This window comes from Parasphingorhabdus flavimaris, from assembly GCF_013371215.1.
Classification (GTDB): domain Bacteria; phylum Pseudomonadota; class Alphaproteobacteria; order Sphingomonadales; family Sphingomonadaceae; genus Parasphingorhabdus; species Parasphingorhabdus flavimaris.
This window is the reverse complement of the sequence record NZ_JABWMH010000001.1, coordinates 950,441-973,208: the sequence shown is the minus strand read 5'-3', so window position 1 is coordinate 973,208 and position 22,768 is coordinate 950,441. Positions and strand designations below refer to the sequence as shown.

21 protein-coding genes and 1 tRNA gene are annotated in these 22,768 nt (G+C 54.2%); 9 read left to right on the top strand and 13 right to left on the bottom strand.

Annotated elements, in window-relative coordinates; all coding sequences use genetic code 11:
* Window positions 1-461 precede the first annotated feature (461 nt).
* The 3 genes from HUO14_RS04725 to HUO14_RS04715 form a co-directional block, all read right to left on the bottom strand.
* Entirely contained in the window at window positions 462-1,520 is a 1,059-nt protein-coding gene (locus HUO14_RS04725) for a relaxase/mobilization nuclease domain-containing protein (protein WP_176278682.1), read from the bottom strand.
* A 5-nt stretch (window positions 1,521-1,525) separates the two neighbouring features.
* Entirely contained in the window at window positions 1,526-2,080 is a 555-nt protein-coding gene (locus HUO14_RS04720) for a hypothetical protein (protein ID WP_246255239.1), read from the bottom strand.
* 155 nt (window positions 2,081-2,235) lie between these two features.
* Window positions 2,236-2,400 carry a DUF1289 domain-containing protein gene (locus HUO14_RS04715; RefSeq protein WP_343046056.1) on the bottom strand — a complete coding sequence of 55 codons (165 nt, stop codon included), beginning with the start codon at window positions 2,398-2,400 and terminating at the stop codon, window positions 2,236-2,238.
* 227 nt (window positions 2,401-2,627) lie between these two features.
* On the opposite strand from HUO14_RS04715, the gene HUO14_RS04710 reads away from it, so the two are divergent.
* From HUO14_RS04710 to HUO14_RS04700, 3 genes are read left to right on the top strand one after another with little or no spacing between them, the layout of a single operon-like run.
* Window positions 2,628-3,047 (top strand): hypothetical protein, encoded by a 420-nt coding sequence (locus tag HUO14_RS04710; protein WP_176278681.1) that lies wholly within the window; start codon window positions 2,628-2,630, stop codon window positions 3,045-3,047.
* A complete protein-coding gene (locus HUO14_RS04705; protein WP_176278680.1) occupies window positions 3,044-3,685 on the top strand; it encodes a hypothetical protein in 642 nt (213 codons plus the stop codon). Before HUO14_RS04710 ends, HUO14_RS04705 begins: the two co-directional genes overlap by 4 nt.
* Window positions 3,676-4,365 carry a chymotrypsin family serine protease gene (locus tag HUO14_RS04700; RefSeq protein ID WP_176278679.1) on the top strand — a complete coding sequence of 230 codons (690 nt, stop codon included), beginning with the start codon at window positions 3,676-3,678 and terminating at the stop codon, window positions 4,363-4,365. The genes HUO14_RS04705 and HUO14_RS04700 overlap by 10 nt, the downstream gene beginning before the upstream one ends.
* A gap of 173 nt (window positions 4,366-4,538) precedes the next feature.
* On the opposite strand, the gene HUO14_RS04695 is transcribed toward HUO14_RS04700, so the two are convergent.
* The 5 genes from HUO14_RS04695 to HUO14_RS04675 all read right to left on the bottom strand — a co-directional run bounded on the left by HUO14_RS04695 (window position 4,539) and on the right by HUO14_RS04675 (window position 9,115).
* Window positions 4,539-4,862, bottom strand: a complete 324-nt coding sequence (locus HUO14_RS04695; protein ID WP_176278678.1) for a DUF736 domain-containing protein — start codon at window positions 4,860-4,862, stop codon at window positions 4,539-4,541.
* A 664-nt stretch (window positions 4,863-5,526) separates the two neighbouring features.
* Window positions 5,527-7,320 carry a ParB/RepB/Spo0J family partition protein gene (locus HUO14_RS04690; protein WP_176278677.1) on the bottom strand — a complete coding sequence of 598 codons (1,794 nt, stop codon included), beginning with the start codon at window positions 7,318-7,320 and terminating at the stop codon, window positions 5,527-5,529.
* Window positions 7,321-7,491: 171 nt separating this feature from the next.
* Window positions 7,492-7,872, bottom strand: coding sequence for a DUF2958 domain-containing protein (locus HUO14_RS04685; protein WP_176278676.1), 381 nt, complete (start codon window positions 7,870-7,872; stop codon window positions 7,492-7,494).
* 14 nt (window positions 7,873-7,886) lie between these two features.
* Entirely contained in the window at window positions 7,887-8,102 is a 216-nt protein-coding gene (locus tag HUO14_RS04680; protein WP_176278675.1) for a hypothetical protein, read from the bottom strand.
* The gene (locus HUO14_RS04675) at window positions 8,099-9,115 is read right to left on the bottom strand and encodes an ArdC family protein (RefSeq protein ID WP_176278674.1); all 1,017 of its coding nucleotides are present in this window, start codon (window positions 9,113-9,115) and stop codon (window positions 8,099-8,101) included. The genes HUO14_RS04680 and HUO14_RS04675 overlap by 4 nt, the downstream gene beginning before the upstream one ends.
* Before the next feature lie 736 nt (window positions 9,116-9,851).
* Here HUO14_RS04675 and HUO14_RS04670 point away from each other — a divergent pair.
* Window positions 9,852-10,475: a hypothetical protein gene (locus HUO14_RS04670; protein WP_176278673.1), complete on the top strand. Its 624-nt coding sequence runs from the start codon at window positions 9,852-9,854 to the stop codon at window positions 10,473-10,475.
* Window positions 10,476-10,478: 3 nt separating this feature from the next.
* Here HUO14_RS04670 and HUO14_RS04665 read toward each other — a convergent pair whose 3' ends face one another.
* Window positions 10,479-12,317, bottom strand: coding sequence for a competence protein CoiA family protein (locus HUO14_RS04665; RefSeq protein ID WP_176278672.1), 1,839 nt, complete (start codon window positions 12,315-12,317; stop codon window positions 10,479-10,481).
* A gap of 170 nt (window positions 12,318-12,487) precedes the next feature.
* On the opposite strand from HUO14_RS04665, the gene HUO14_RS04660 reads away from it, so the two are divergent.
* From HUO14_RS04660 to HUO14_RS16135, 5 genes are all read left to right on the top strand, one after another.
* Window positions 12,488-13,105, top strand: coding sequence for a type IV toxin-antitoxin system AbiEi family antitoxin domain-containing protein (locus HUO14_RS04660; RefSeq protein ID WP_176278671.1), 618 nt, complete (start codon window positions 12,488-12,490; stop codon window positions 13,103-13,105).
* Complete coding sequence (locus HUO14_RS04655) at window positions 13,098-13,973, top strand: nucleotidyl transferase AbiEii/AbiGii toxin family protein (protein ID WP_176278670.1); 876 nt, start codon at window positions 13,098-13,100, stop codon at window positions 13,971-13,973. The genes HUO14_RS04660 and HUO14_RS04655 overlap by 8 nt, the downstream gene beginning before the upstream one ends.
* 99 nt (window positions 13,974-14,072) lie before the next feature.
* Window positions 14,073-17,054 carry a TrlF family AAA-like ATPase gene (locus HUO14_RS04650; RefSeq protein ID WP_176278669.1) on the top strand — a complete coding sequence of 994 codons (2,982 nt, stop codon included), beginning with the start codon at window positions 14,073-14,075 and terminating at the stop codon, window positions 17,052-17,054.
* Between the two features lie 34 nt (window positions 17,055-17,088).
* Window positions 17,089-17,610 carry a hypothetical protein gene (locus tag HUO14_RS16140; RefSeq protein WP_217907903.1) on the top strand — a complete coding sequence of 174 codons (522 nt, stop codon included), beginning with the start codon at window positions 17,089-17,091 and terminating at the stop codon, window positions 17,608-17,610.
* Between the two features lie 3 nt (window positions 17,611-17,613).
* Window positions 17,614-18,486, top strand: coding sequence for a hypothetical protein (locus HUO14_RS16135; protein WP_217907902.1), 873 nt, complete (start codon window positions 17,614-17,616; stop codon window positions 18,484-18,486).
* A 70-nt stretch (window positions 18,487-18,556) separates the two neighbouring features.
* Here HUO14_RS16135 and HUO14_RS04640 read toward each other — a convergent pair whose 3' ends face one another.
* The 4 genes from HUO14_RS04640 to HUO14_RS04625 form a co-directional block, all read right to left on the bottom strand.
* A complete protein-coding gene (locus HUO14_RS04640; protein ID WP_176278668.1) occupies window positions 18,557-19,858 on the bottom strand; it encodes a YiiX/YebB-like N1pC/P60 family cysteine hydrolase in 1,302 nt (433 codons plus the stop codon).
* Window positions 19,855-20,769, bottom strand: a complete 915-nt coding sequence (locus HUO14_RS04635; RefSeq protein ID WP_176278667.1) for a methyltransferase — start codon at window positions 20,767-20,769, stop codon at window positions 19,855-19,857. Before HUO14_RS04635 ends, HUO14_RS04640 begins: the two co-directional genes overlap by 4 nt.
* Before the next feature lie 348 nt (window positions 20,770-21,117).
* Window positions 21,118-21,202: transfer RNA gene (locus tag HUO14_RS04630), tRNA-Leu, on the bottom strand.
* 61 nt (window positions 21,203-21,263) lie between these two features.
* Entirely contained in the window at window positions 21,264-22,562 is a 1,299-nt protein-coding gene (locus HUO14_RS04625; RefSeq protein ID WP_176278666.1) for a site-specific integrase, read from the bottom strand.
* Window positions 22,563-22,768 lie beyond the last annotated feature (206 nt).

Here is a 22,768-nt window from a genome sequence, read left to right as displayed (position 1 = left end):
CTTGAGCCCATAGGAAACATCCCGCCTGCTGAAGCCGAGAAAAACTATTACGCCATGCTGGACGAAACCCACATGGCAGCTTAACTTAAACCAAATAGCCTCCGGCAATACCGGGGCGGTTCAATCGGTAGGTATCTGGGCTTTTACAATGGGAGAAGACCGCATTCGAGCCTTGCCGCCAAGACGCCCGATCAAACATATTTTGACAACCTGCCTGTGAAAATGGCAGCATGAATTTGGCAACCGATATGGTGTGTCATTCCGGTCGGGCTACGCCCTCCCTGCATAACACACCATATCGGAATATTGAGGAAACAAACGGCAGACGATCCACTTATCTTTTGCCAATCGCTGTGCAAACAAACCGAGCCACCTCTCTACTCTGGCCTAACTACTCAGAACCCTACGCGAAAACATGAGGTATCTGACCGGAACAAAGTATCTCGGAAGACATTCGATTGTTAGCGACTTCTCTCTTTTTCTGGCGGCGGTTGGTCGGGGGCAATGACATCCTTGAGTAGCGATGCGCGGTTCAACAGTCGTGAATGATGCGCAGCAAACACTTCCGGGGTAGCATTCATGCCTTGATGCTTGTCGAGGAAGCCGCTCACGTCGCTGGCAATTTCCCGGTCTTCGGTTGATCCAGTCGCGTCCAGCGCAGAGGCAGCATGACGATATGCCTTACGTATTTCCTGCCACTTTTCTGTACCATTGGCGACAAATGCTGGCAGCGCCGCCTGCCCCCGCGCGACGGCAATAGCCTGTTCGTTGGTGAGACGATCCGCATCGGTCATCTGACCGCTTGATCCGGCCCGCAGCCGCGCCCGCAATTTGACCAGCGCCATGCTTGACCCTGCGATCCCCTGCCCGCGCGCGCGTCTTGGCGTTGCTTCCGCAACCACACCGCGTGCGCGGAGTTCTCGCGCAAACCTCTCTCGCAAGCGACTAAGCTGGACTGGGCGTGGATTGAATCGGGTTCGATCAAGCCCCTCTGCTTGCACTGTCAAATGAACATGCGGGCGCGGCGTATCGGTGTGAAGCGCCATGACATAGTCGTGATTGTCGCTAAATTCGGCATGAGCCAGCGCGCGCACCGATCCCAACACCTTGTCGGGGTCGGTGCGCGCAGGCATCGAAAAAACTAGCGACACCGATGACACAGTTGGCCGTGACCGCCATTGGAGCGTGTCGCTCCACTCCGCCGCACGCTCTGCAATATCTTCCTTGCTCGTGAGGATTTCACCGTCGCGGCTTTCGATCTCGACGTCACCCTTGCGTCCGATATATTCAAGATGGGCTTTGACATGACGACCGCCCTTCTGCCGCCCCGTCACTTTGACCAACACTTCGGGCGCGCGGCGCACAATCCGCGCCAGCTTGGCCCGAGCTGTTTTACCGCTGGCAGACCCATAGCTGGCATAGAGCGGGATAAGCGGCTGGCCATTCAGGTCATGGATATAGCGCACCCGGAATGCGGGACGGGTCGCTTCCCACAATGCTGATTCTAGGGCCGATTCCAACCCCATCAATCCGCAACCGCCCAATAGCTGGCATCACCGCGCATGGCTTCGCCGACGGCTGCTACCTGCTCGGAAATTTCCATACGCATGTCAGCGATACGGCGCAGGTCGTTTCCAATCTGCTTGTCGCCATCTTCCATCATACGCAAATTGGCAGCCTTCATTGCCTGATTGAGATTGCGGCCAATACGGAGCAACTGCATTCGTATCGGTGCGAGCTCAGCCAGCAAACCATCATCGACGCGCGATTTCAAAGCTAGATGGCGGCGGACCAATGCCTTGATCCATCCTGCTCGATCTGTCGAACGCAGTGACGCGCGATATTCGATCACCGCAATCTCGGCATCGGTAAAGCGCAGCGAGACACGATTCCGCGCCACGCCATAGGGACGTTCGATCAGTGGGCGACGGGTATTCTCCGCCAACATCCGTTCGATCAATTGGCGCAAGACTGCGCTTCGACCGCCTCGCCCTACCGCGAAGCTATCGAGCGCCGCAAGTGCGCCCGTATCGAGCCTTATGCTGAGCATCGCAGTCGTCGGTGGGGTATTTGTCGCCATTAAAATTGCCTCGTGAAACACGGGCATTGTAATACAACACGCGCCGCTAGGCATATCCTGCAATTAAGACAAATACCCTAAAACCCCCTAAGAAAAGCGCATCCAAAGCGGAAATCTTCATCAAAGATGAAGGCCGCCTTGGATGCTCTTGGGGGTTAGGTTTTTGAGTGCTCCTGTGAAGCGGGGCTTCCCATGCGAGCCGAAGATCGCCGCACGATTTCGTGCTGGCGGCTGGCGGTCGCGCTCCCCCATTCGGCGATCTCAGCGACGGAGCGACCGCAGCCGGTGCAGATGCTGGCACAATCGTCCAGCGCGCAAATATCTTTGCAGGGTGGTCGTGGCCGTTTGATCGTAACCCTAACTGGCCTTATATCCGATTTCTGCTTTTGGGGGCGTTTGGCGACGATCCGTTATTTACATGATTATTGGAAAACATCTGTTTGTAAATCAGTAATAGAGCGGGTATCATTTAATCGTACAAAAAATTTTGTGAAGCTGGGAACTAAAATACCGCAACAGCGTTGAGTTATATTATGAGGAGTTACAAATGATCCGTTTGGTGCTGATCTTGGTGTTGGCTCTATCTGTCGGAGCATGCGTTCCGACGGAAACAGATGTGAACGACCCGTCTGAAACTCAGAAAAATCCGCTAGCAGGTATGGTGCCAACAGCTTTCATTCAGACATTTGCCGAACCTGATTATCCGACACCGGATACTTTCACTACAGGTTCCTTCGAAATCAAAGACGCGTGTCTTGTGTTTGCGGTTTCCGGAGAATTTTTGCGTGTGGTTATGCAGCAAGGAAGCAAGTTCGAGCCCCCCAATACCGTAGTGTTCCATTCCGGTGCTCGTGTGACGCTCGGCAAGACGGTTACCGTAAAGGGTGCAGAAGGATCATATGGTTTGCCTGCCGACCTACCTGCAAACTGCCCTAAAAAATCACTTTTAATTGGAGATTTACAATGAATTTATCATTTAAATGTGCCCTCGTAACATCGGCACTCATCACTTCAGGCTCGGCTTCTGCCCAAAACGCCCCTGTAGTGCCTGCACCACCAACACCGGCAGTTCAGGGCGATCAGACGGGAGTTGGCAACGCTGCCGTTGAATCTTTGATGCAAAGTGAAAATATTTCACGATCTGAGGCGCAAAACCGGATCGCTCTACAAGCTGATATACTTGCGTTACTCCAGAGTTCTACGCTTCTTGAAGATCCAGGGTTTGTCGATTTAGCGGTACAGCATCAGCCTGTTTATCAAGTTTGGCTAAATTTCGCTGATAATTCAAATAAAAGCAATTTGTTGAAGGAAGTGCCGCCGCAACTTCGGCGTTATATTAAAATTCGTAAAGCGAAGGATGACAAAGGAGCGCGATCAGCCGGCTTCAATGCCTTATCAAAAGCCATCACGGCAACTGGGTCGGCTTATCCCATTGGCTACGACGCAGTCGATGAGCAGTATTTCGTTGACGTTCCAGATGAAAGCACGCGCGCGCTGGTTGCGAACGCAATTCCCCCAGGACTTGCCAATCGCGTCAGAATAAATGTTGGAGTAGCGCCGATGCCGGAACAAAGCGCTTCGACGACAGCGACGCCGTGGGTGTAAGAGCTGGCGATTGGGTAGCGCCAGGATGGCGCAGCACCAGCACAGCCGGAAGCACCAATCCGGGAGCACCATGCACGCTTGCTTTTTCGGTGACATTTGGAACCAACCTTCGCGGAATTCTTACTGCTGGTCACTGTACAGAGCCAAAATATATAAATTATGGTGATCATACGGTAACCTTCAACGCCGCCTATATCGAACGGACGACCGGCAATTTCGACGTGGCCATCTACCGGACCGATGGGTTGAATACCGATTACCAACTTTACTACAAAAACACCTATGGAATACCGGAGTTCTCTTCGTCAGGCTGGTTAAACACTAAGAATTTTATCCGCGGTTCGAACCAATGGCAAGGCATGTCGAATTGCATTAGCGGATCGGTTACTGGCCTTGCATGCGGCAAGATCTCCAGCGCCACTTATGATTGGAGGGGGACGGGATCTTCGTCTTTCGTAAGATTGACTAACACCGCTCAGGGAGACCTCAGTCAAGGTGGTGATAGCGGTGCGCCGGTTTTTGCCTATGTCAATCCAAACGCTACTAGGGACATTTCAGCGACAGGCATTCACGTCGCAGGTTCCGGCAGCGGGAATACAGCAGTTTCAGTTTACATGCCCATTGATCGCATCTTCGATTTAGGAGTGTCGAATCTCAAACTCGTGACGACCCCTTGGTAGTCCGCTTTCGGAAACCTTAAAGCTTTTTAACTGCGGCGGGGATTGGGTCGTTAATAGCAGCCGAATAAAAATAGTGAAACTTCCACTCAGCCTCAAAAGCAAAACCTGCTTGATGCCAAACAAACACAGCAAAGCCCCGACCGGCAGAGCCGGTCGGGGCGTAGGCGTTTGGATCAGTTGCCGTTCGATGTGCGGGCGCGAGACCAGATGAGGTTGAAGGTCTTGCCATCTTCATCGGCGAACAGGCTGGCGAAGATCGGTGCGTTGAAGCTGGGATCGTCGAGCTTGATCGAAAGATAGTCGCGATCTTCCTTGCTGGTCTTTGCCCAGGCTGCACCGATTTCTGCCTTTGCCACGAACACCCGGTGGGTCGGTGCGTTTTCATTCTCGCTTGGTTCTTCGGCGACGATGGTGACGTTCTTCTTCTGCAACATCACAGTGACGATTTCGCCGCGATAGTCGTTGCCTGTCTTTTTGAATGTTCCGATATTTGCCATGATACTTCTCCTTGGTTTGGTCGAACCCGCGCTCATTCGCGGCCTCGATGGCTGATTACAGGCAGGGGCTTGAACCGATGCATCCGCAGGGCCGAAACGGAGTGGAGGACGGTGCAGACCGGGGTTTCTTGTTTCCGCGAGGAATGCGCGTAGCGCAGGGGAAGAAACTTTAGGCTGCACCGTTGCAGCTAGGGGCAAGAGGCGCAGCCGTCCCCTGCCAATCAAAGCCATTGACGAGGACGTGAATGAGTGCGGCTGGCCAATAATGCCAAGGAGATTTGGCTAATATCCGCCTGCATTCAATGTCTGGCTCATAGGCTCCGGTCGATATGGTGCTGTCTGTTTGCGGAACGGAGCGATTTCCTATGCCGACACCAACCGATCACATGAAAACGTGATGACGCGCTAGGCCACGATGGACATGGCTAATCGGGCATTCTGTCAATGACCGCAGCAACCGCAGCGACCATTTCGGGCATCAAGAAGTTCCTAGCGCAATGCTTTTAAAAGACTGTTTGCCGGTGAAGATGATTCTGCCACCAACAGACAAAGCGCAGCCTCGCCCAATGGCGGCTGCACCCACGCCGCTGTCCCGACCGGCTTTGCCGGTCGAGGCTTTACGGTGATTTTGGAGCGGGCGGCTGAAAAGCCGCCCGCCTATGTTTCAAGCGGCAATTCGCTCGTCCTCGTCTTTTGCTGACACGGCTTCGGAGGCATCCTGCGGCTCCGGCTCCGATGGCTCGTCCTCTTCCATAAGCCACTTGGCTCTTTCGGCGGCAGCAACGGTTCCGACCCCGCCGCGTGTCGTATAAGCCGAAGGCGGAAACGCCATCCAGCGCGGAACCCAATCTTCCTTTTTCTCGCGGTCATTCTCGCCAGTGAGGTGGTCACTGGTGATGCCCTTCACCGTCTTGGTCTTTTCGCTGGCGTTGGCAGCAGCAATGCTGGCCCCGCCAACTTCGCCCAAAAGCGCGGTCAGGACTTCACGGTCACGAACCAGATCAAAGAACGCTTCGTCCGCCGTCCAGTAATCAGCCATCTCGACGTCAAGATGGACACCCAGTGTCTCGATAAGGTCGCTTCCCGCTGCCAGCGTTTCGGCCATGACCACGCCCAATATCTCCATGACGACAGAATCCGGCACATCGAGCAAGCGCAGCAGCAAGCCGCTCATACCGTTGCGCGTCTCGTGGCCAAGCGTAACCGTGGCTTCGTCGGCATCAAAGCCAAGCACCGCCAGCACCGCACGACGGCGCTCGTCAAAACGGGCCTCCGCCACACTGGTCTCGATGCTTTCGCTAATCGCCTCCTTGCGGCTGCGCTGCTCCTGCACTTTCACATTCCATAATGGCGAACCGGAAATCGCATGGGCCACCATGACGCGCAGCGCGACATAAGGGCTGGCGGCAAGTTCGCAGCGCACGGCAGCATGGCGGTGCAGATCGATATATTCGCTCATTGGCCCCGTAATCTCGGGACGGGTGGGCTTGTCGGCCTTGCTATCCACCTGTCCGGTTTCCCGCACCCGCGATTCCTTGGCGGTCAGATAGCCTTCGTGGAACGTCACCTCGCCCTTGGCGCTCACATCGATGTAAACCCGCCCACCTTTGCGCTTGGTCGTCTTTTCATGGTCCCACGTCTGGAAATAGCTGTCTTGCGGGATGATCTGCACATCACTCCAGCCAGCTTCGAGATATTCCGCCTTCTTCGCTTCGATGGCGGCAGTCTGCGCTTCCCAGAATTGATCTGCATCAGCAAAATAGCCGTCTTCGGCAAACAGGTCAGAAACAACCTGCCCCTTGAACTCCGCCATATCGAAGATCGCAGCGGACGTAGAAATTGACGCGCCGCCAAATAGCCATGCCTTGAGTTGGCTGCCGCGCGGCGCATAGTCTTCTTCATCCCTGAACAATGCCAGCCACGCCTTTTGCTGCGCCTTGCTGGCCAAGGTCAGATGGCGCACCGTAGCGGCATCAATCTCTTCGCGGCGATAGGCGTTGCGGATGGGCGGCAAGAGATTGCCAAGCGCAAGGATGCGCCCGACCATCTTTTCATCCATCCCGAATGTATCGGCAATCTCACTCGCCTTGCGGCCTTTCTTGACCAATTGGGTAAACTGTTCCCACTGCGTTACCTCGTCGGGATTTTCGCGGACAAGATTCTCAATCAAGGACGCTTCCAAGGCAGCGGCATCGTCGCCTTCTTCGAGTATCGCGCATGGCAGCGGTCCATCGCTGCCGCCTTCTTCGGCAACGGTGGTTGCCGCATGATAGCGCCGCCGTCCCGCGACAATCTCGAACGTGTCGGCGCTGCCGTTCGGGCGAACCAAGAGCGGCACAAGAACGCCGCGCACCCGCACCGAGGGCAATATATCGCTAATGTCGGGCGGCTTCTTGGCGTTTCGCATATTGGCCGGTGATACCGAGAGTTTGGCGAGGTCTATATTTTCGAGTTGCATTGGTTTTCTCCTAAGTGAGTTTCAAGTGATCGGCCCCGCTCCCGATGCATACGGGGGTGGCGGTGGAAGCAGGGCCGGTGGTCCGCGCGGCGGAATTGCCGTGCGGGGTCTGCCGCGCCTTGACCGGAGGGGTGGTCAAGACGGCGGAAGCTGTGAAAGGGGAATGCGCGGTCATGCGCGGCGCTCTTGCGTTTGCGCCAAGGCAGCGGCTTCAAGCCGCGCTTCATCCTCGATGATGCGCCCGATTATTCGGGCGGCATCGGCGTAAACGGTGAGCGGAAAACACGCTTCAAAATGCAGATCGCGCTCGATGGACAGACCAAGCGGCAAGGTCAGTGATGCAATCTCTGACAGGCTCACCGAGCCAAGTTCGGGACAACCAAACCCCAGATCGGCCAGACCAAATAGCGTGTCGCCATCTTCGTCGAGTTCAGACAGCAGCCAAGTGGCTGCGCCCACCGGATTGAACAATTTGACAACTGGCACATGGTCGCCGCGATTTTGGCCGTTGGCGATCAGGCGCTTTTTGTGATCTTGGGTCAGCAGCATCATGGCAAAAACTCCTTTCAGAACATCTCGATCTGGTTGCGGCTATTGGTATCGAACAGGCCGTGATCGGCGGGTCGCTGGGCCTTCTTGGGTTCCATCGGCGCGTTGGCGCGCATCGCCAGCCGCTGGGCTGGCGTGATCGGCGCAACGCCGGACACCAAAGTCTGGACACCAATTGCCGTCTGCTCCGCTTCAAGCGGCGCGGCGGCATCATCTGGCGCTTCCCTGCTCATGCCGCACACTCCGACCGGAACGGCACTTGGTCGGTAAACGCCAGCAGATAATCCGCCGCCTTGCTGGCCTGACTTGCGGCTTTGAAAATGGCGCGATTGTCCTGCCGCAATACCGCCAGCCAAGAACCGAGATAATCGGCATGGCGCACGGTCGGCACGATACCGAGCGCAGCGCAGAGAAAAGCCGAAGCCAGTTCGGCGCACAATTCTTCCCGTGCATAAAGCGCGGTCCCGAAACCACCCGATTGGTCACGTCCAAGGCGGGTCTTGTGGCCCGTCCAGTGACCCAGTTCGTGTAAGGCGGTGCGGTAATAATCAATCTGGTGAGTGAATGCGGGTTGCGGGGGAACCTGCACAAAATCCGCGCCCACATTGTAAAATGCCTTGGTCCCGCCCATCCGAAAATCTGCTTCGGTGGCGTCAATCAAAGCCTCGGCCTGATCGTGCAACTCGCGCTCCGGCAAGGGCGCGGGTTCAGCGGTCAACCGCTCCGGCAAGCCATCGCATTGCGCGGCGTTGAAAACAGTAAATCGTTTGAGAAACGGAATCGAGCGGGGCGCATCGCCATTTCCAGCGCCGCCCTCGCCTTCATGTTTCTTGTCGTCGTCGGGCGTGAAACTGTCGGCATAGAAAATCGTCCGGCCCTTCTCGCCCTTGCGGACGCATCCGCCAGCGGCCAAGGCTTGCCGAAATGTCAGCCAATCCTGCGAGGGATAGCCGCCATCAATGACCGCGCCCCAAAGAATTAGTATATTGATGCCCGAATAATGCCGCCCCGAAATCGCGTTGCGCGGCAAGCCGGTCACGGCGTTGCCAGCATCCCAAGGCTTTACCCAAGGAAAAACCCCTTCCTCCAGCTGCGCGATAATCTGCGCGGTCACTTCATCATAAAGTGACACTTTAGGCGCGACCCTGCCGCCACGGCGGCTCTTGCGCGCCGCGCGCGAAGCACGCTTGGCCTTCCCTGCCCTGCCCGTACCGCTATCCAAAACCCTAGAATTTTCATGCAACATAACCGCCTCCATCACCCCAAAACTGCCGCAACCGGCCCCGGAGAGGCGGGGTGGGCGGCAAGAGCGACCAGAAAGGCCCGCATCAAGCGGTCAGGCGCACCCGAAGGGATGAAACAAAGAGAAATACCCGGTCCTGAAAGGCCGGGTTGCGCCTGAGCGCGGCGGGCCTAGCCGGGAGCGCCGCCCACCCCGACTCGTCGGAGCCGGAAAACAACGCCGGCGCGTCCGCGCCGTCCATGCCAATCGCTAGCAATCGCGATTATCCCATCCGCGAAGCGGCCCAATAAAGACGGCACCCTTGCACGGCGCGACGCAGCGCGGTGGTGTGCGCGCGCAAAGTGCGCCAGCGCCCACCGGGCAAGGAGAGAGGCAAGAGTGCCTGCGGGTCAGAACAAAAAAGCCGCACCCTCAAGGAGCGCAGCGGGAAAGAGTGCGTCCTTAAAAAATCCCGCTCATTATCCCACGCTCCTGATCGTCACCCGTATGGGCCAAGACCTCAGGCTTGGTTCGCGCAGCGAATAGAGCGGGTCGCCGTCAGGCAGCGCCCGTAGCCAGCATGAATTGACAATTCACGCTCATTACCGAACACCGGTATATGCTCAAATCCAACAAAATCTAATATCTATGAGTGTTCAACATCTGTTATATTGGACGAAAGCACAGATTCAAAAAAACGGATCGGCTGATCCTTCAAAATCAACTTTTGATCGACATGTAGGTCATGCTAAGAATTGTCATGCCTGAACTACTTCCCGCGATTGACATAGCTGTAGCTATTGAACCTTCTGATTTCCTCGGCAGGATGGCCGAAATAGGACGGAAATCAGATCATTTTGATGTAGAGGATATGCGAGAAAGTGCGGGAGGCCCGGACCTTGAGATTACCAATTTCCGGTTCAAGAAAAAAAGTCCGCATGACGGGCTAGGTTTCCAGCTGATAGCGCACAAAGACGATCCACATCGCATATCTGTTGAAGTCAGAGCCAGCGATTGGTCTCCCAACCCGCCTACGCGCAGCGTGTATTGCGAGGCTGCCAAGCACCTTACTGGCGAATTGCTCAAAGTTTACAACAAGACTTACGGCGCTCGGCTTCGCCTGCGCATAGTTTCAAACGACCATCACCGATTTACCATGACGAAACGCACCGCCTCGCTCCTTGGTAGTTTTACGGTGTTGGCAAACACGTCATCATTGCATCCATTGGATTGGAGAAGATTCTACGCGCTGGTGCGGGAAGGTCGGCAGGAGATCCCTCTAGGCGAGCTCAGAGTTGCTCTGCGCCAAGCTGGCTTTTCGGCAGAGAAAGCGGATTATCTTTCGGAACTTTATGAGCATTTATGGGCGTTCAAGCGCCTGTAGGTATTACAGTTTTGATGGCATGATATCTTTGCATATTCGCAAAGCCCGTTCATCCACGCAAAAATCAAATGGTCGTTGACCACCCAATTTAGGATGGGATGATCTGCACCACAGGTTTGCCCTGGCTGGATCGCTAGTGCGCTTGCTTGCTAATTCCGCCAGTTCCGCGCAATTCTTTTCCAGCATCGTTTTTTGCCGTGCTTCCGCGGCATTGCGGTCGGCGGCGTCTTTCCGTTGCTGATGTAGGCGCCGTAACTCTGTGCAGGCCTTTGCAAGTCCATCATCTGAAGCCTCTGCTACCGCGAGCGGTGTCTGATCTTCAAAATGTTTACATGCGGTTTCAAGCCAGAGCTGGGCTTCGGTTCCAAAAACCAGTTCAGCCTTCTGGCGCAACGATAGAATTCTGCTTTCGCGTTGGGACCGCTCCAATTCAGCCAGGCGCCTTTGTTCCTTTTCGATCCGCCGCTTGGCTTGTGACTGCTCTTGTCGCTCATATTCGGCCAGCAATGGCAATTCGAGGAGATCGTCGGCAAGCCCTCGTCCACCGACCACCATTTCGTGAATCTCTTCAAGCAGGGCCGGAGCTTCATCGTACTCATATCGGGTAACGAACATATCAACCCAACTGCCGCGATCAAATTCGCGATGCTCGTCATCCGGGATATTTGATAATATATAATTGACCCATTCGGCGAGATCAGCCTTGCGCTCACGCTCACGATCCCATGCAGTTTCTTGCTCTTTCCGGAGATGGATTGCGCTTCCAGACGGCAGCCAGTGCTTGCCAACCACACGCTTGCCGAACATCCAATGGTGAGCTTTGAGCCATTTCAGATAATTGTGGACGGCAAACCAAGGAGACTGGAATTCAGGAAATTCCTTTTCCAATCGAGCCGCGACCTCGATTGGTATTCTGTTCAAACCGGGGCGCACCAGATCCTTAACATATGCAAGTGCGTCTTTTGTCTCGAATGCATGCGGTGTTCCGGCGACACCATCCCACAAGAAGTGGTTCACAAGGCGGGATTGCCAAAACTCCGGTGCAACTTGAAAGCATCCCTCTCCGTTCTGAGTATGGGCTATCATGGGTTGAAATCCGCGCTTCCTCGCAAGCGCCTGTTCGGCGAGCAGTTTCGCGCTTGGGGCGCTGTAGGATTTGGGAATTGCTTTCCAGACATTTGAAATCCTGGTGAACTCGGCTTCTAATTCGGCGGCTCTTTTTTCAGCTTGCCGCGTAGCTGTTACAACCATTACGCGCTCGGCTTCGGATGCCTTCACATTGTGTAACCATTCCCGAGGTGCAGTTTCAAGGATCGCCAAATCCCATACTGCTCGGTCATCCCAATCGAGCTTCGAAAGATCGATCTCCATGGACGAGATGCCGCGCGTCCTGAGCTTTTCGAGCTTGATGGGATCAACCTTGTGCCGGACATAAATCTCGACGTGCAAGATTTTCCCGCCTTTGGCGATCAAAAGCAGATCGGGGCGGACGTTTCCGTCCGCCTTTTCAACTTTGACTTCGGCAAATTGGAATTTTCTTCGCGCTGAAATGCGCTTCGTCATTTCCACTGCGTTTGCGTCAACTTCGGGAATCCAGCACCAAAGGCGTTCGGCTAACAAGGATTTTGCATAAAAATGCAGTTCTGACTCAGGGCTAGGACGACAGTTGGTTGGTGCATGATGCGCAAAATGCCATTTTACCTTCAGCCCTTGCTTGGCAATGACATGCTGTTCGCATTCGAAGCAAACACAGCGACATTTTAGACCATTTGCTACATCCTGGACGTCTGCTCGATGACCATCAGGTCCAATCGCTTGTGTCGGATGCCAATCGTTGCTCATAATATTCCAGTCTGGAGGAATGAAACAGGTTTTTGCCAATTCGAGGAAACAGGATCAATGATTTCCCATCTATAATCTAAAGGCCTTCTAAAAACGCGCACTTTACCTGCGCATACCTTAGTGATACAAAACCTCACAGTCCAGACCCAGAGATTGGTGGTTTTATATCAATGCCGACAACCGGTACACAGCGCGATCTAGCAAAAACAGTCCTTGGTAAGCAGGGGATCGTCCGTCTGTCCGAGTTTAAGGCAGCAGGAATCACAGCAGCGACCATTGGCCGTATGCTGGACGATGGCGAGGTCGTTCGCCTCTCAAGGGGCATGTACCAGCTGCCGGACGCACCGATCGATGCTAATCATAGCCTAGCGGAAGCGGCAAAACGTGTTCCGAAGGGAGTCATTTGCCTTGTGTCCGCCCTCGCCTATCATGAACTGACCGATCAGCTGCCCCGATCTGTGTGGATGGCAATCGGCGCCAATGATTGGACGCCAAAGGATGGCAATCCGCCACTCAAAACCGTGCGTTTCACAGAGGCCCTGCTCAACGATGATGTCATAGACGTCTCAATCGAGGGCGTTCCGGTAAAAGTTTTCGGCGTTGCGAAAACCATCGCAGATTGTTTCCGCCATCGCCGCACCGTTGGGCAATCGGTAGCGTTAGAAGGGCTGCAAGAGGCAATCCGGCAGCGCAAAGCAACAGCGTCTGAAATCGCGCATCATGCTGAGCGCGGCGGCGTGGCCACGGTGATCCGGCCTTATCTTGAGGCGCTAACGGCCAATGGCTAAGGAAATGAAAAACATCGGCGCTTCGGTGCGCGCGCGGCTTTTGAACATTGCGCGTGACCAAAATCAAACCTTCAACTTCGTTCTCAATCGTTATGCGATTGAGCGGCTGCTGTACCGGCTCAGCCAGTCAAAACATGCAGATCGCTTCGTTCTGAAGGGAGCAACGCTTTTGATGACATGGTTCGACGAACCATTCCGAGGCACACAAGACCTTGATCTGCTCGGTTATGGCGACCCTGACCCAGACGCAGTGCTCGACCTTTTCCGCGAAATCCTCGCTATCGACGATCAGGACGGGGTACATTTCGACGCTGCCGCCGCGCGCATCGACCGTATTCGTGAAGAAGTAGAATATGGCGGCGTGCGCGTTCGCACGATTGCCGAGATCGGCGGCGCAAAAGTACCGGTCTCTGTCGATATCGGCTTTGGCGATGCGACGGAACCTGGTGCCGAAAATCTGGACTTCCCGGTCATGCTGGAAATGTCTCCGCCAAAACTGCAAGGTTATGCGCGTGAAACCGTGATTGCAGAAAAGTTTCAGGCGATGGTTGCACTCGGTCACGCCAACACCCGATTGAAAGACTATTACGACATTTGGATTTTGAGCCAGTCGTTCACATTTGAAGATGGCAGGTTGCCGAAGGCCATAGCCGCCACATTTTCTCGGCGCGAAACGGAGATACCTGCAGAAACACCAGACGGTCTGACAGCGGCATTTGGCGAAGACCCAGCCAAGCAGGGCCAGTGGGAGGCCTTTGCTCGTGACGTCTCCATTGATCCTGGACCGCTGTCAAAGGTGATTGAGGATCTTGCGAGATTTTTGATGCCAGCGGCGGCTCACGCCGCTGAAATCGCTGCAGCGACATAGGAGTTAGAAAATCGCGGTACCGAGTGTTTGGAGCGCATCTGAAGGTAAAGAAGATAACCCGGAACCAGTCCCGGAGAAGAAGAAAAGGAACCCATCTATATGCTAAGCAAAGGATCTGTATGGCGGCGGTGGGAGCCCCACATTCACGCGCCAGGAACCGTGATGAACGATCAATTCAAGGGTCTGACGGCTTGGGAAGATTATATCGCTGCGCTTGAGGCAGCATCGCCGCGCATTGGGGCGCTGGCCGTCACAGACTATTATGTTACGGACACCTACAAACGCGTTGTCGATTTCAAGGAAGCCGGTCGGCTGCCAGGCGTGAACCTCATTTTTCCTAACGTCGAGGTTAGATTGGATGTCGCCACATCCAAGGGTGGCTTCGTAAATCTGCATTTGTTTGTGTGCCCCGACGATGACGATCATATTGAGCAGCTAGAACGATTACTGTCTCGCGTGCATTTTACAGTTCAAGCAGATCGCTATGATTGCACGCGATCGGAACTGATCCGTCTCGGAAAGGCAGCAGACCCTGACATTGTCGAAGATAATGCCGCGCTTGCCTACGGTGCTAACCAATTCAAAGTAAATTTCCGCGAGTTTCGCGAAGTGCTTGAAGAGAGCGCATGGGCACGTGCTAACATTCTCGTAGGCGTGGCTGGCGGAGCAACCGATGGGACTTCGGGTGTGCGCGAGGCCGCTGATCAGACGATGCGCCGAGAAATCGAGCGATTTGCCGACGTGATTTTCGCCAGCAGTGTCGCTCAACGCGAGTTTTGGCTGGGTGATCGCGCAATGTCAGCTGAAGACATTTGCAAGACATATCGGGGATTGAAACCCTGCCTTCACGGAAGCGACGCGCACAAGATAGAGGATGTCGCGACGCCATTTGGAGATCGGTTCTCTTGGATCAAGGGAGGGCTTGAGTTCGACGCATTGCGACAGGCCTGCATCGACCCGCGCGGCCGGGCATTTGTCGGTTCTGAAGCTCCAGGATCGGCGACCCCCTCACAAGTCATATCGGAAATAAGAATCCAAGATGCTCCTTGGATGGAAACGCCCGTAATCCCTCTGAACTCCGGCCTCGTGACGATTATCGGCGCAAGAGGGTCTGGAAAGACGGCACTTGCGGACATGATTGCAGCTGGATGTGACTCGATCCCTGACGAAGACTGGTCAGCAGATGAAGACGCTAATCCGTCCTTTTTGATCCGAGCACGCCCGCTGCTGGGGAACGGCAAGGTCAAGGTGAGCTGGGCTGCTGGTGCGTCCGACATTCGGGCGTTGGATGGTTCTGATTCAGGTGATCCAACGAGTTATCCTAGAGTGCGCTACCTATCGCAGCAATTTGTCGAAGATTTGTGCTCATCTAGCGGTGTGACAGATGAACTTATGCGAGAGATTGAACGCGTTATCTTCGAGGCGCATCCGCCTGAGGATCGTGATGAAGCTCTCGATTTCGAGGAATTGCTTGAACAACGTGCGACACGCCATCGGTTGGCACGGGAGCGCGAAGCAGAAGCGGTTTCTCAAATTTCTGATCGGATTAGTACCGAGCTGGAAAAAGAGAAACTTGTAACCAGCCTTGATGCACAAGTAGCACAGAAAACAAAAGTCCTCGATGGCTACACGGCAGACCGGACAAAACTGGTTGCAGCGGGCAGCGAGAACCGTGCCCAACGTCACATTGAAGTTTCAGCGGCTGCAGACGCTATCAAGGTCAATGTTCGTCGCTTTTCCAATCAACGCCGAACGTTTATCGCGCTGCAGGACGAAACCAAGGACTTGCGGCGCAATCAGGCGCCCGAGTTGTTGCGCCAAAGCCAAGCTCGCCACACCAACAGTGGAATGTCGGAAGAGCAATGGGCAGCCTTCATTCTCGACTACACAGGTGATGTCGATGACGATTTGGAAGAATTTATCAAGTGGGCTGACGGAAAGATTGCTGAGCTGAAAGGCATGCCCCCGGCAACACTTGATGATTCAAAAACTCCGCACTTTCCCGATGATGCAGATCTGACAAAGTTACCCCAAGCTGTCTTGGAAGCCGAGATGACCCGCCTCGAAAAGCTCGTCAGCGCCGATAAGGAAACGCAGCGCAAGTATGCAGCGCTCTCGCAGCGGATCACCACTGAAACTGCAGGGTTACAAACGCTCAAGCAAAGACTTGAAGACAGCAAAGGAGCCAAGGAGCGTGCGCGTAAACTACAGGTTGAACGCGAAGACGCCTATGGTCGAGCATTTGATGCTCTGGTGTCCGAACAAGCCGTTCTTGAGGAGCTGTACCGCCCTTTGATGACTCGTCTTGCTGCTGCGCCGGGAACACTCAGGAAATTATCATTCACAGTAGCTCGTGTTGCGAACGTACAGTCGTGGGCAAATGAAGCGGAGGAAGACCTCATTGATCTGCGAAAAGGGGGTGATTTTAGAGGTAAAGGCACGCTTCGCCAGAGAGCGAACGAAGTGCTTAGTAAATCATGGGAAACGGGTGGATCAGCCGACGTCGTGACGGCAATGAAGGAGTTTCGAAGGCTATACCAAAAAGCCTTGCTTGATCATTCTCCTGTCGCGCACTCGGAGCAAGACGAATTCAGAGCATGGTCAAAACGGTTCGCGCAGTGGCTCTTCAGTACGGACCATATCGATATCCGGTACGGTATCGAGTATGATGGGGTGGATATCCGCAAGCTGTCGCCAGGGACACGCGGCATCGTTCTGCTGCTACTTTATTTGGCCCTTGACGATGGTGACGGTCGACCTCTGGTAATTGATCAACCAGAAGAAAATCTTGATCCAAAATCTGTGTTCGACGAGTTAGTCGGCCTGTTCATCGAAGCCAAGTCAAATCGGCAAGTCATCATGGTGACCCATAATGCAAATCTAGTGATCAACACTGATGCCGATCAGATCATTATCGCAGAGGCTGGCCCCCATCCACACGGAGCGCTGCCGCCGATTACGTATATCTCGGGCGGACTGGAGAATGCAGACATTCGCAAGGCAGTCTGCGACATCCTTGAAGGCGGTGAAGGCGCATTCCAAGAACGAGCTCGGCGCCTCCGGGTGAAGCTTCCGCGATGAGATATCAGTGCCCGCAAACTGACTATACGATTCCATGAAGGAGCTGCCTCAGACGATTTTTGATGTTTATGCGCTAGCACTTCCCCGTGGGCATGGATTTGGAGAACAACCTCCAATTGGCGCATGGCAAAGTGACGATGGGCATGCGTTTGGGGTTATCACGCGCCATGTTAAAAGCAGTACATTTGGCATTTTGGTGATGGGGAGACGTGTTGACCACGTGTGGTCGAAAATCGAAGAAATGACCGACCTAGCGACGGAGGAAGAAGCTCGACTTCAGTTGGAGCGGGGTTTGAGCAGCGGAATTCCGGCTGTCCCGATGCCTGCGAATACCGCGCGTCGTCCAGCATTGTATGATCTTGGCAAGCGCCAACCAAGCGATGTGTTTTCTCTACTAACAAACCGGTCTCACCATATTGCGGCGTGGATGCTCAACCAGCTTTATCTTTCGCTACCTGCGCCGGACAAAAACTGGGCGGGGGATTGTCAGACGCGAAATTTTCATACGCGACTTTGGGAAGCCCAGCTCTTGGCGAGTTTTCGAGAACAAGGCTAACTCGTGACGCAGCCAAAAACGTCTCCCGATTTTCGGATCGAGAACCGACTTGGCGGTGTGGGTTGGGTAGAGGCGGTCACTGCCAATCCAAAAGTGCCGTATGACCACGTAAACGCCAAGCAAAGCAGTCAGCCGGAGTCCCAAGAAGAGTTGTTTTTTGGTGCGGCGGCGGTCCGATACGCAAAGACATTGGGTAACAAGATTCAAAAGAAATATCATGAATTGGATCATGTGGCAGGCGATCCGTTCATGATTGCTATAGCAGATTTCCACGCGCCGGCATCAATGGTTTGGAGCCGCGAAGCGTTGATGGGCTATCTTTACGGCACCGGGGCGCATGTGCGTAACATTAATGGAAAACAAACGGCAGTACCAATGGCAGCGACGCATTTGCTGGGTGCCTCGGCCTTTCCTGCAGGCCTCTTCACAAATGCTGATAGCAGCGAGCTATCAGCAGTCCTGTTTTCAAATGCGTGTTCGGTCGCGAAGCTCAATCGCGTGGGCGCATCGGCAGGTGCCGACACCCAAGGACTTCGCTACACGCGGATTGGTAATTTCTTCGATAGAACACCGGGAGCGCTGAAAGGCATCCCGTTTTGCCTTGATGTTACGAGCGAAGAGTATCGGTATTTGTGGCCTTTGGGCTATGAACCTTGGACAGCAGAACTTGAAGTCTTCCACAATCCACATGCGCGCAATACCGTAAGGAAAGATCTGTTGCCTGAGGCGACACACTGGTTCGAAAAAGATGGCGAGATAGTCTCCGAATCTTATTACGAGACTTCGGTGTTATGGTCTCAAACATTGATACAAAACATCGAAGATCCGATGCCTACATTGGATGATCTTGTCCTTGGGGGTGCTCAGAAAAAATGATGGATATGAGCGACACAGCGAGAATTCTTCTCAGTCATTTATTTTGTACATATTGAGGTCTAGCTCGCGCCTAATTGCTGCCTGGTTCTTGCCCTGCATCCAAAAGCACGAAAGGTTCACCGTTCTTACGCCGAATTCGCACACAGTCTTCGCATAGTCTCAGCGTATCTGTACCTCCAGCGGGCCGAGCAGGCTTTTCCAGCCGGTAATCATTTACAGGCTCGTCTCCGCACACTGTACAAACATCAATATGGCCGGCTGCGCCGATCACAGCGCGCGCCATCTGCGCTTGGGCCGGGTTCCAAACGGTGAGCCTTTCGAACCACCCCTCACTATGCGGGATCAGCGCTGGAGAAGAGATTCCCGTCAGATGCCCGCGCGACTGGAGCCATTGCGCCGCGACATCGACACGCCGATGATGCAAAGTCGCAAGCAATTCGTAGAGATCGGCCATAACATGAAAGAATTGCAAATCATGTTGGCGGGCGAACAGTGTGTAAGCACCCCGGTTTACGGCATAACGGTTGGGGCCCCCTGACTCATTTGCCACTACGCTCCAGCAATAATCTTCAATCTCCGCGTCGGGAGCAGCATTCATTGGCGCAAGGTCGTACTGCCAAGGGTTCTTTGCCTGTTCGATTTTCCAAAGAGAAAGATAGCCGGATTTTTCGAGCAATCGACACATCTCGCCGTCCCGTTCGGGATGAGCGACAAGGTGGCGGTGAAGGTCGTCGAATGTTTCAATTGTAGAATCGACTCGGCGCGCGCCGCTAAGCACAACGTTGATAGCATCACGCATTTTTTGGGGAATATCGTCGCGGTCTGCCCACAAAGCCGCTTCAGAGGGTGAAACCGGGATCGTAGCGTTACTAACGGCTTCGAGTAATTGACTCGACTGAATATCACCGGGCGAACAGAAGTTGGGGTCGCGTACCAGTTGGATGCCTGCGGCCTCGTATGCCTGGGCGATGAGCCGCGAGCAGAATTGCTTACGATCCCATTGGTGCGCACCGCTTAATGCAGACATCGCGGCTTGGCGCTTCGAATAACGCGTGCCAATATGGCTTCGCACAAAATTCCGCAAAGAATCGAGCTGCGAAGGCGACAGCCCTTCCCGCAATCGAAGGACATGGACCGGGCAAGCCTCTTCCAGAAACAGACGCTGCAAATTCCTAGCCTGAACTCCTTCGCCGGTAGCGTCGATCACCGAGCGGTCTTCAACACATACCATAGCGTGCGAAATGTCGCTCCGGGTTGCTAGCCGGATCATAGCGCTCAGCTTAGACGAAGAGGTGACCAAGATGATGTCACCGGGCAATATTCGTGTATCGTCTAACCTCTTAAGTCCGTGGGTTTCTGCAGCGCTATTCATTGCGGCTTCTCCGAGACGACCGAAATGATCGCAAGCTCCAACTTGTCCGGAATCAAACCCGCCGATCCGGGGGTAAATACCATCGGGGTTCGTCGCTGGCCGGGCTCATTATAGGGACAATGTGCGAGAGACTTCACCTCCAGAGATGTTACCGATGCTTGGTGAGAATGAGCTTGGAGCAAGTCTGCTTCCAGAAGCGGTGTATCGGGCGTTTGACCACGGTCGCCAACCTGCAATATACCACCCGGGTGTAAAACTGCGTCCGCCAGTTCATATGCTGCGTTCTGAACATAGAGGCGATGCGTGGCATCGCTATTTATATCGTTTTCCATAACATTGACATTGAACTGCCTGAGCATGTGGACGCCCGTCAACCAGATGGTCACAGCATCGAATTGGCCAGAGTCCAGTAATGCGCTTGTCAGGAAAGGATCATTGCAAATGTCCGACTCGATAAGCGTGCAGGCGGAATCGGCATCGAATGACAACGGTCCCGCAACATGATTGAACCCTGTCGGAGTCTGCGAAACTGTCATGCGATGCACAACTTGGGCCGCCACGCCTTGCCGATGCAACGTGTCGCGCGCGGAATCTAGGCAGGCCCGGTTCTCATCAACTGCGACAATACGAACGTCATTTCCTAGCACTTCTCGCATCGCAACAAGACCATGACCGCTGCCACAACCGATATCCAAAATGCGCTTAGGAGCACGGCTCACGAGTTGAGAAGCGAGCCAATCATAGACACCATTCTCGGAATGCTTCCGAGCCGTCACTGTCCAATTTGTTGAATAGACCCGTTGCGCCGTCTCGTACTTTTGATCGTCTGGCGCGTTGTCGATATCATGGTGGCAATGCTTGTATTTGCGTTTGCTGCCGCACCAGCAATCTTCGTTCCGGCCCGGAGCCATTGCATTTCCTATCCTACTTGTTTTGATTGACTTTAAATATAGGATTTGGAGCATACTCGTTCAAGCTAAGCCCTCGATAGGTCGCCACGCAGGCGCTGATATCCTACGGTGACAGTTTAACAGGCTCACGCTCATTTCTTGTATAGATTACCAAAGGCGAAGCTGCGCTTCGCAGCGTGAATCATCGGCGATGGCCAAATCCCGTCCGGGATTTCTGAGGCCAACATGACAATACCCTTCGATTGTCATTTCGCGAAAGCGGAGCGCGGGACGTGCGTCCCCAAGCGATCCGCTAATGCAGGCTCCTACCCACCGTGCGGTCGGCTTATCGGAGCCTGCTAATTTAGATGGTGCGGGCGGTGGGAATCGAACCCACACTCCTTGCGGAACGGGATTTTGAATCCCGCGCGTCTACCAATTCCACCACGCCCGCGTTGGGAGAGCCATATAACGCGGTCGTCACGAGACGCAACGAAAAACATCAAGAACCCATATTATACCTTTGGCTTCAAAGACTTCTTTGAGGCGGCAACTGACTTAGGACGCGCTCTGCGAACATTGACTGCTGAAGCATCAATGTTGTTCTTCAAATGCCGCCCGTAATATTTCTCGATCATCTCGACGCTGGTTCGGCAGTTCTTGGCAACCTGATAAATATCCGCGCCTTCGAGCAATCGTAGACAGATATAGGTATGCCGCAAGCTGTAGCATGTGCGGACATGGCCATCGCGGTCGAATTTCAGATTGAGCTCGTCAAGGACGGTGTTCATCAATTCGCGTGGCGTCTTCCCAAATATAGGATCGGTCGGTTTAAGCTCCTTGCGATCACGGACACGCTCAAAGGGCAAGATTGCGCCGGGCATCGATTTGCAGAAACCGACACCCCGCTTCCCGCGCACCTCTATCTCCAATATGCGCTCGCCCGTCGATTCATCATCCACTATCTTGACGTCGCGAAGCTGAATCCGTGCCGACTCATCGGGGCGAAGCCCGGTGTTTCCCATAAACAGAACATAGTCGTGAAAAGTCTCGCAGACTTCGCGCCAGCGCGGCTTGGGAGGATTTTTGGCCCGCTCGCGTGTAGCTTCGTAAAGCAATTTATATTCTTCGGGTGAGAACCAAGCGCGATGCTCCAGTTTGCCTGATGTCTTATATGGCGCTGACATATCCGGAATTGCGGAAATCCAGCCCTTGCGATTGGCGGTCTTCAATACCTGACGGAGCGTGACAATCTCGCCGTGCAGGGTCGCGCGGGCCGGTTTCTTTGGCTTACCGGTTTTCGCATCGACACGGGACGTCTGACGGTGGACCCGATAGTCTTGCACCTTGCCCGCGTTAATGTCTTTGAGCGCGGTATCGCCAAAGAATGGCAAGAGGTGGACGCGGACGTGAATCGACTTCGATTCTACATATCCCTCATTGCGCTCGCCTTGCGTGATAACCTCGAACTCATCGAGAAATGCTTTGGCGGCATCCTCGAAACTGGGACCAGTTGGCGTTCGGCGCAGGCGGCCATCGGTCGCTTGGCCAAGTCCGGGTACAGGTTCGGTGATTTGCGGCTGGAGAGGATTCGCCAGTAAGGCCAGTCCGCCACGTCGGCGCTGACGATCCTCGACGCATTTTTCCATATACCAGTCGCGCGCGAAATCCTTGGCGGCCGCAAGGTTCATCTCTTTTGTTGTCTGCCGATGGTTCCGGCTGCCCAGATAGGTTGAGCATTGCCAGAAGCGACTATTCTCACGCCGATAAACGTGAAGCGCGCCATCCATCAAAGCGTAGCTTTCAGCAGTCATAACGAAACTCCAAAATGTGTAAGACATGTGTAAGTCTTTTTGGAAGTCTCGTCTTTGCTCAAACTGTTGGTATTTAAGGGTTTTTAGCTAATTTTTTAAGGTAGAATGCAATTTTGAGTGCAGCGCGTCTACCAATTCCACCACAGGGGCTCCTAAGCTGCGTCGATTGACGATCAGCGAAATCGAGGCTCTGTTAGCGAACCGCC

Bases quoted from the DNA above. Each gene is read 5' to 3' on its own strand.
- HUO14_RS04720 (WP_246255239.1), bottom strand. From the start codon at position 2,080: ATGGCGACAAATACCCCACCGACGACTGCGATGCTCAGCATAAGGCTC.
- HUO14_RS04710 (WP_176278681.1), top strand. From the start codon at position 2,628: ATGATCCGTTTGGTGCTGATCTTGGTGTTGGCTCTATCTGTCGGAGCA.
- HUO14_RS04705 (WP_176278680.1), top strand. From the start codon at position 3,044: ATGAATTTATCATTTAAATGTGCCCTCGTAACATCGGCACTCATCACT.
- HUO14_RS04695 (WP_176278678.1), bottom strand. From the start codon at position 4,862: ATGGCAAATATCGGAACATTCAAAAAGACAGGCAACGACTATCGCGGC.
- HUO14_RS04690 (WP_176278677.1), bottom strand. From the start codon at position 7,320: ATGCAACTCGAAAATATAGACCTCGCCAAACTCTCGGTATCACCGGCC.
- HUO14_RS04685 (WP_176278676.1), bottom strand. From the start codon at position 7,872: ATGATGCTGCTGACCCAAGATCACAAAAAGCGCCTGATCGCCAACGGC.
- HUO14_RS04680 (WP_176278675.1), bottom strand. From the start codon at position 8,102: ATGAGCAGGGAAGCGCCAGATGATGCCGCCGCGCCGCTTGAAGCGGAG.
- HUO14_RS04675 (WP_176278674.1), bottom strand. From the start codon at position 9,115: ATGTTGCATGAAAATTCTAGGGTTTTGGATAGCGGTACGGGCAGGGCA.
- HUO14_RS04670 (WP_176278673.1), top strand. From the start codon at position 9,852: ATGCCTGAACTACTTCCCGCGATTGACATAGCTGTAGCTATTGAACCT.
- HUO14_RS04665 (WP_176278672.1), bottom strand. From the start codon at position 12,317: ATGAGCAACGATTGGCATCCGACACAAGCGATTGGACCTGATGGTCAT.
- HUO14_RS04660 (WP_176278671.1), top strand. From the start codon at position 12,488: ATGCCGACAACCGGTACACAGCGCGATCTAGCAAAAACAGTCCTTGGT.
- HUO14_RS04655 (WP_176278670.1), top strand. From the start codon at position 13,098: ATGGCTAAGGAAATGAAAAACATCGGCGCTTCGGTGCGCGCGCGGCTT.
- HUO14_RS04650 (WP_176278669.1), top strand. From the start codon at position 14,073: ATGCTAAGCAAAGGATCTGTATGGCGGCGGTGGGAGCCCCACATTCAC.
- HUO14_RS16140 (WP_217907903.1), top strand. From the start codon at position 17,089: ATGAAGGAGCTGCCTCAGACGATTTTTGATGTTTATGCGCTAGCACTT.
- HUO14_RS04640 (WP_176278668.1), bottom strand. From the start codon at position 19,858: ATGAATAGCGCTGCAGAAACCCACGGACTTAAGAGGTTAGACGATACA.
- HUO14_RS04635 (WP_176278667.1), bottom strand. From the start codon at position 20,769: ATGGCTCCGGGCCGGAACGAAGATTGCTGGTGCGGCAGCAAACGCAAA.
- HUO14_RS04625 (WP_176278666.1), bottom strand. From the start codon at position 22,562: ATGACTGCTGAAAGCTACGCTTTGATGGATGGCGCGCTTCACGTTTAT.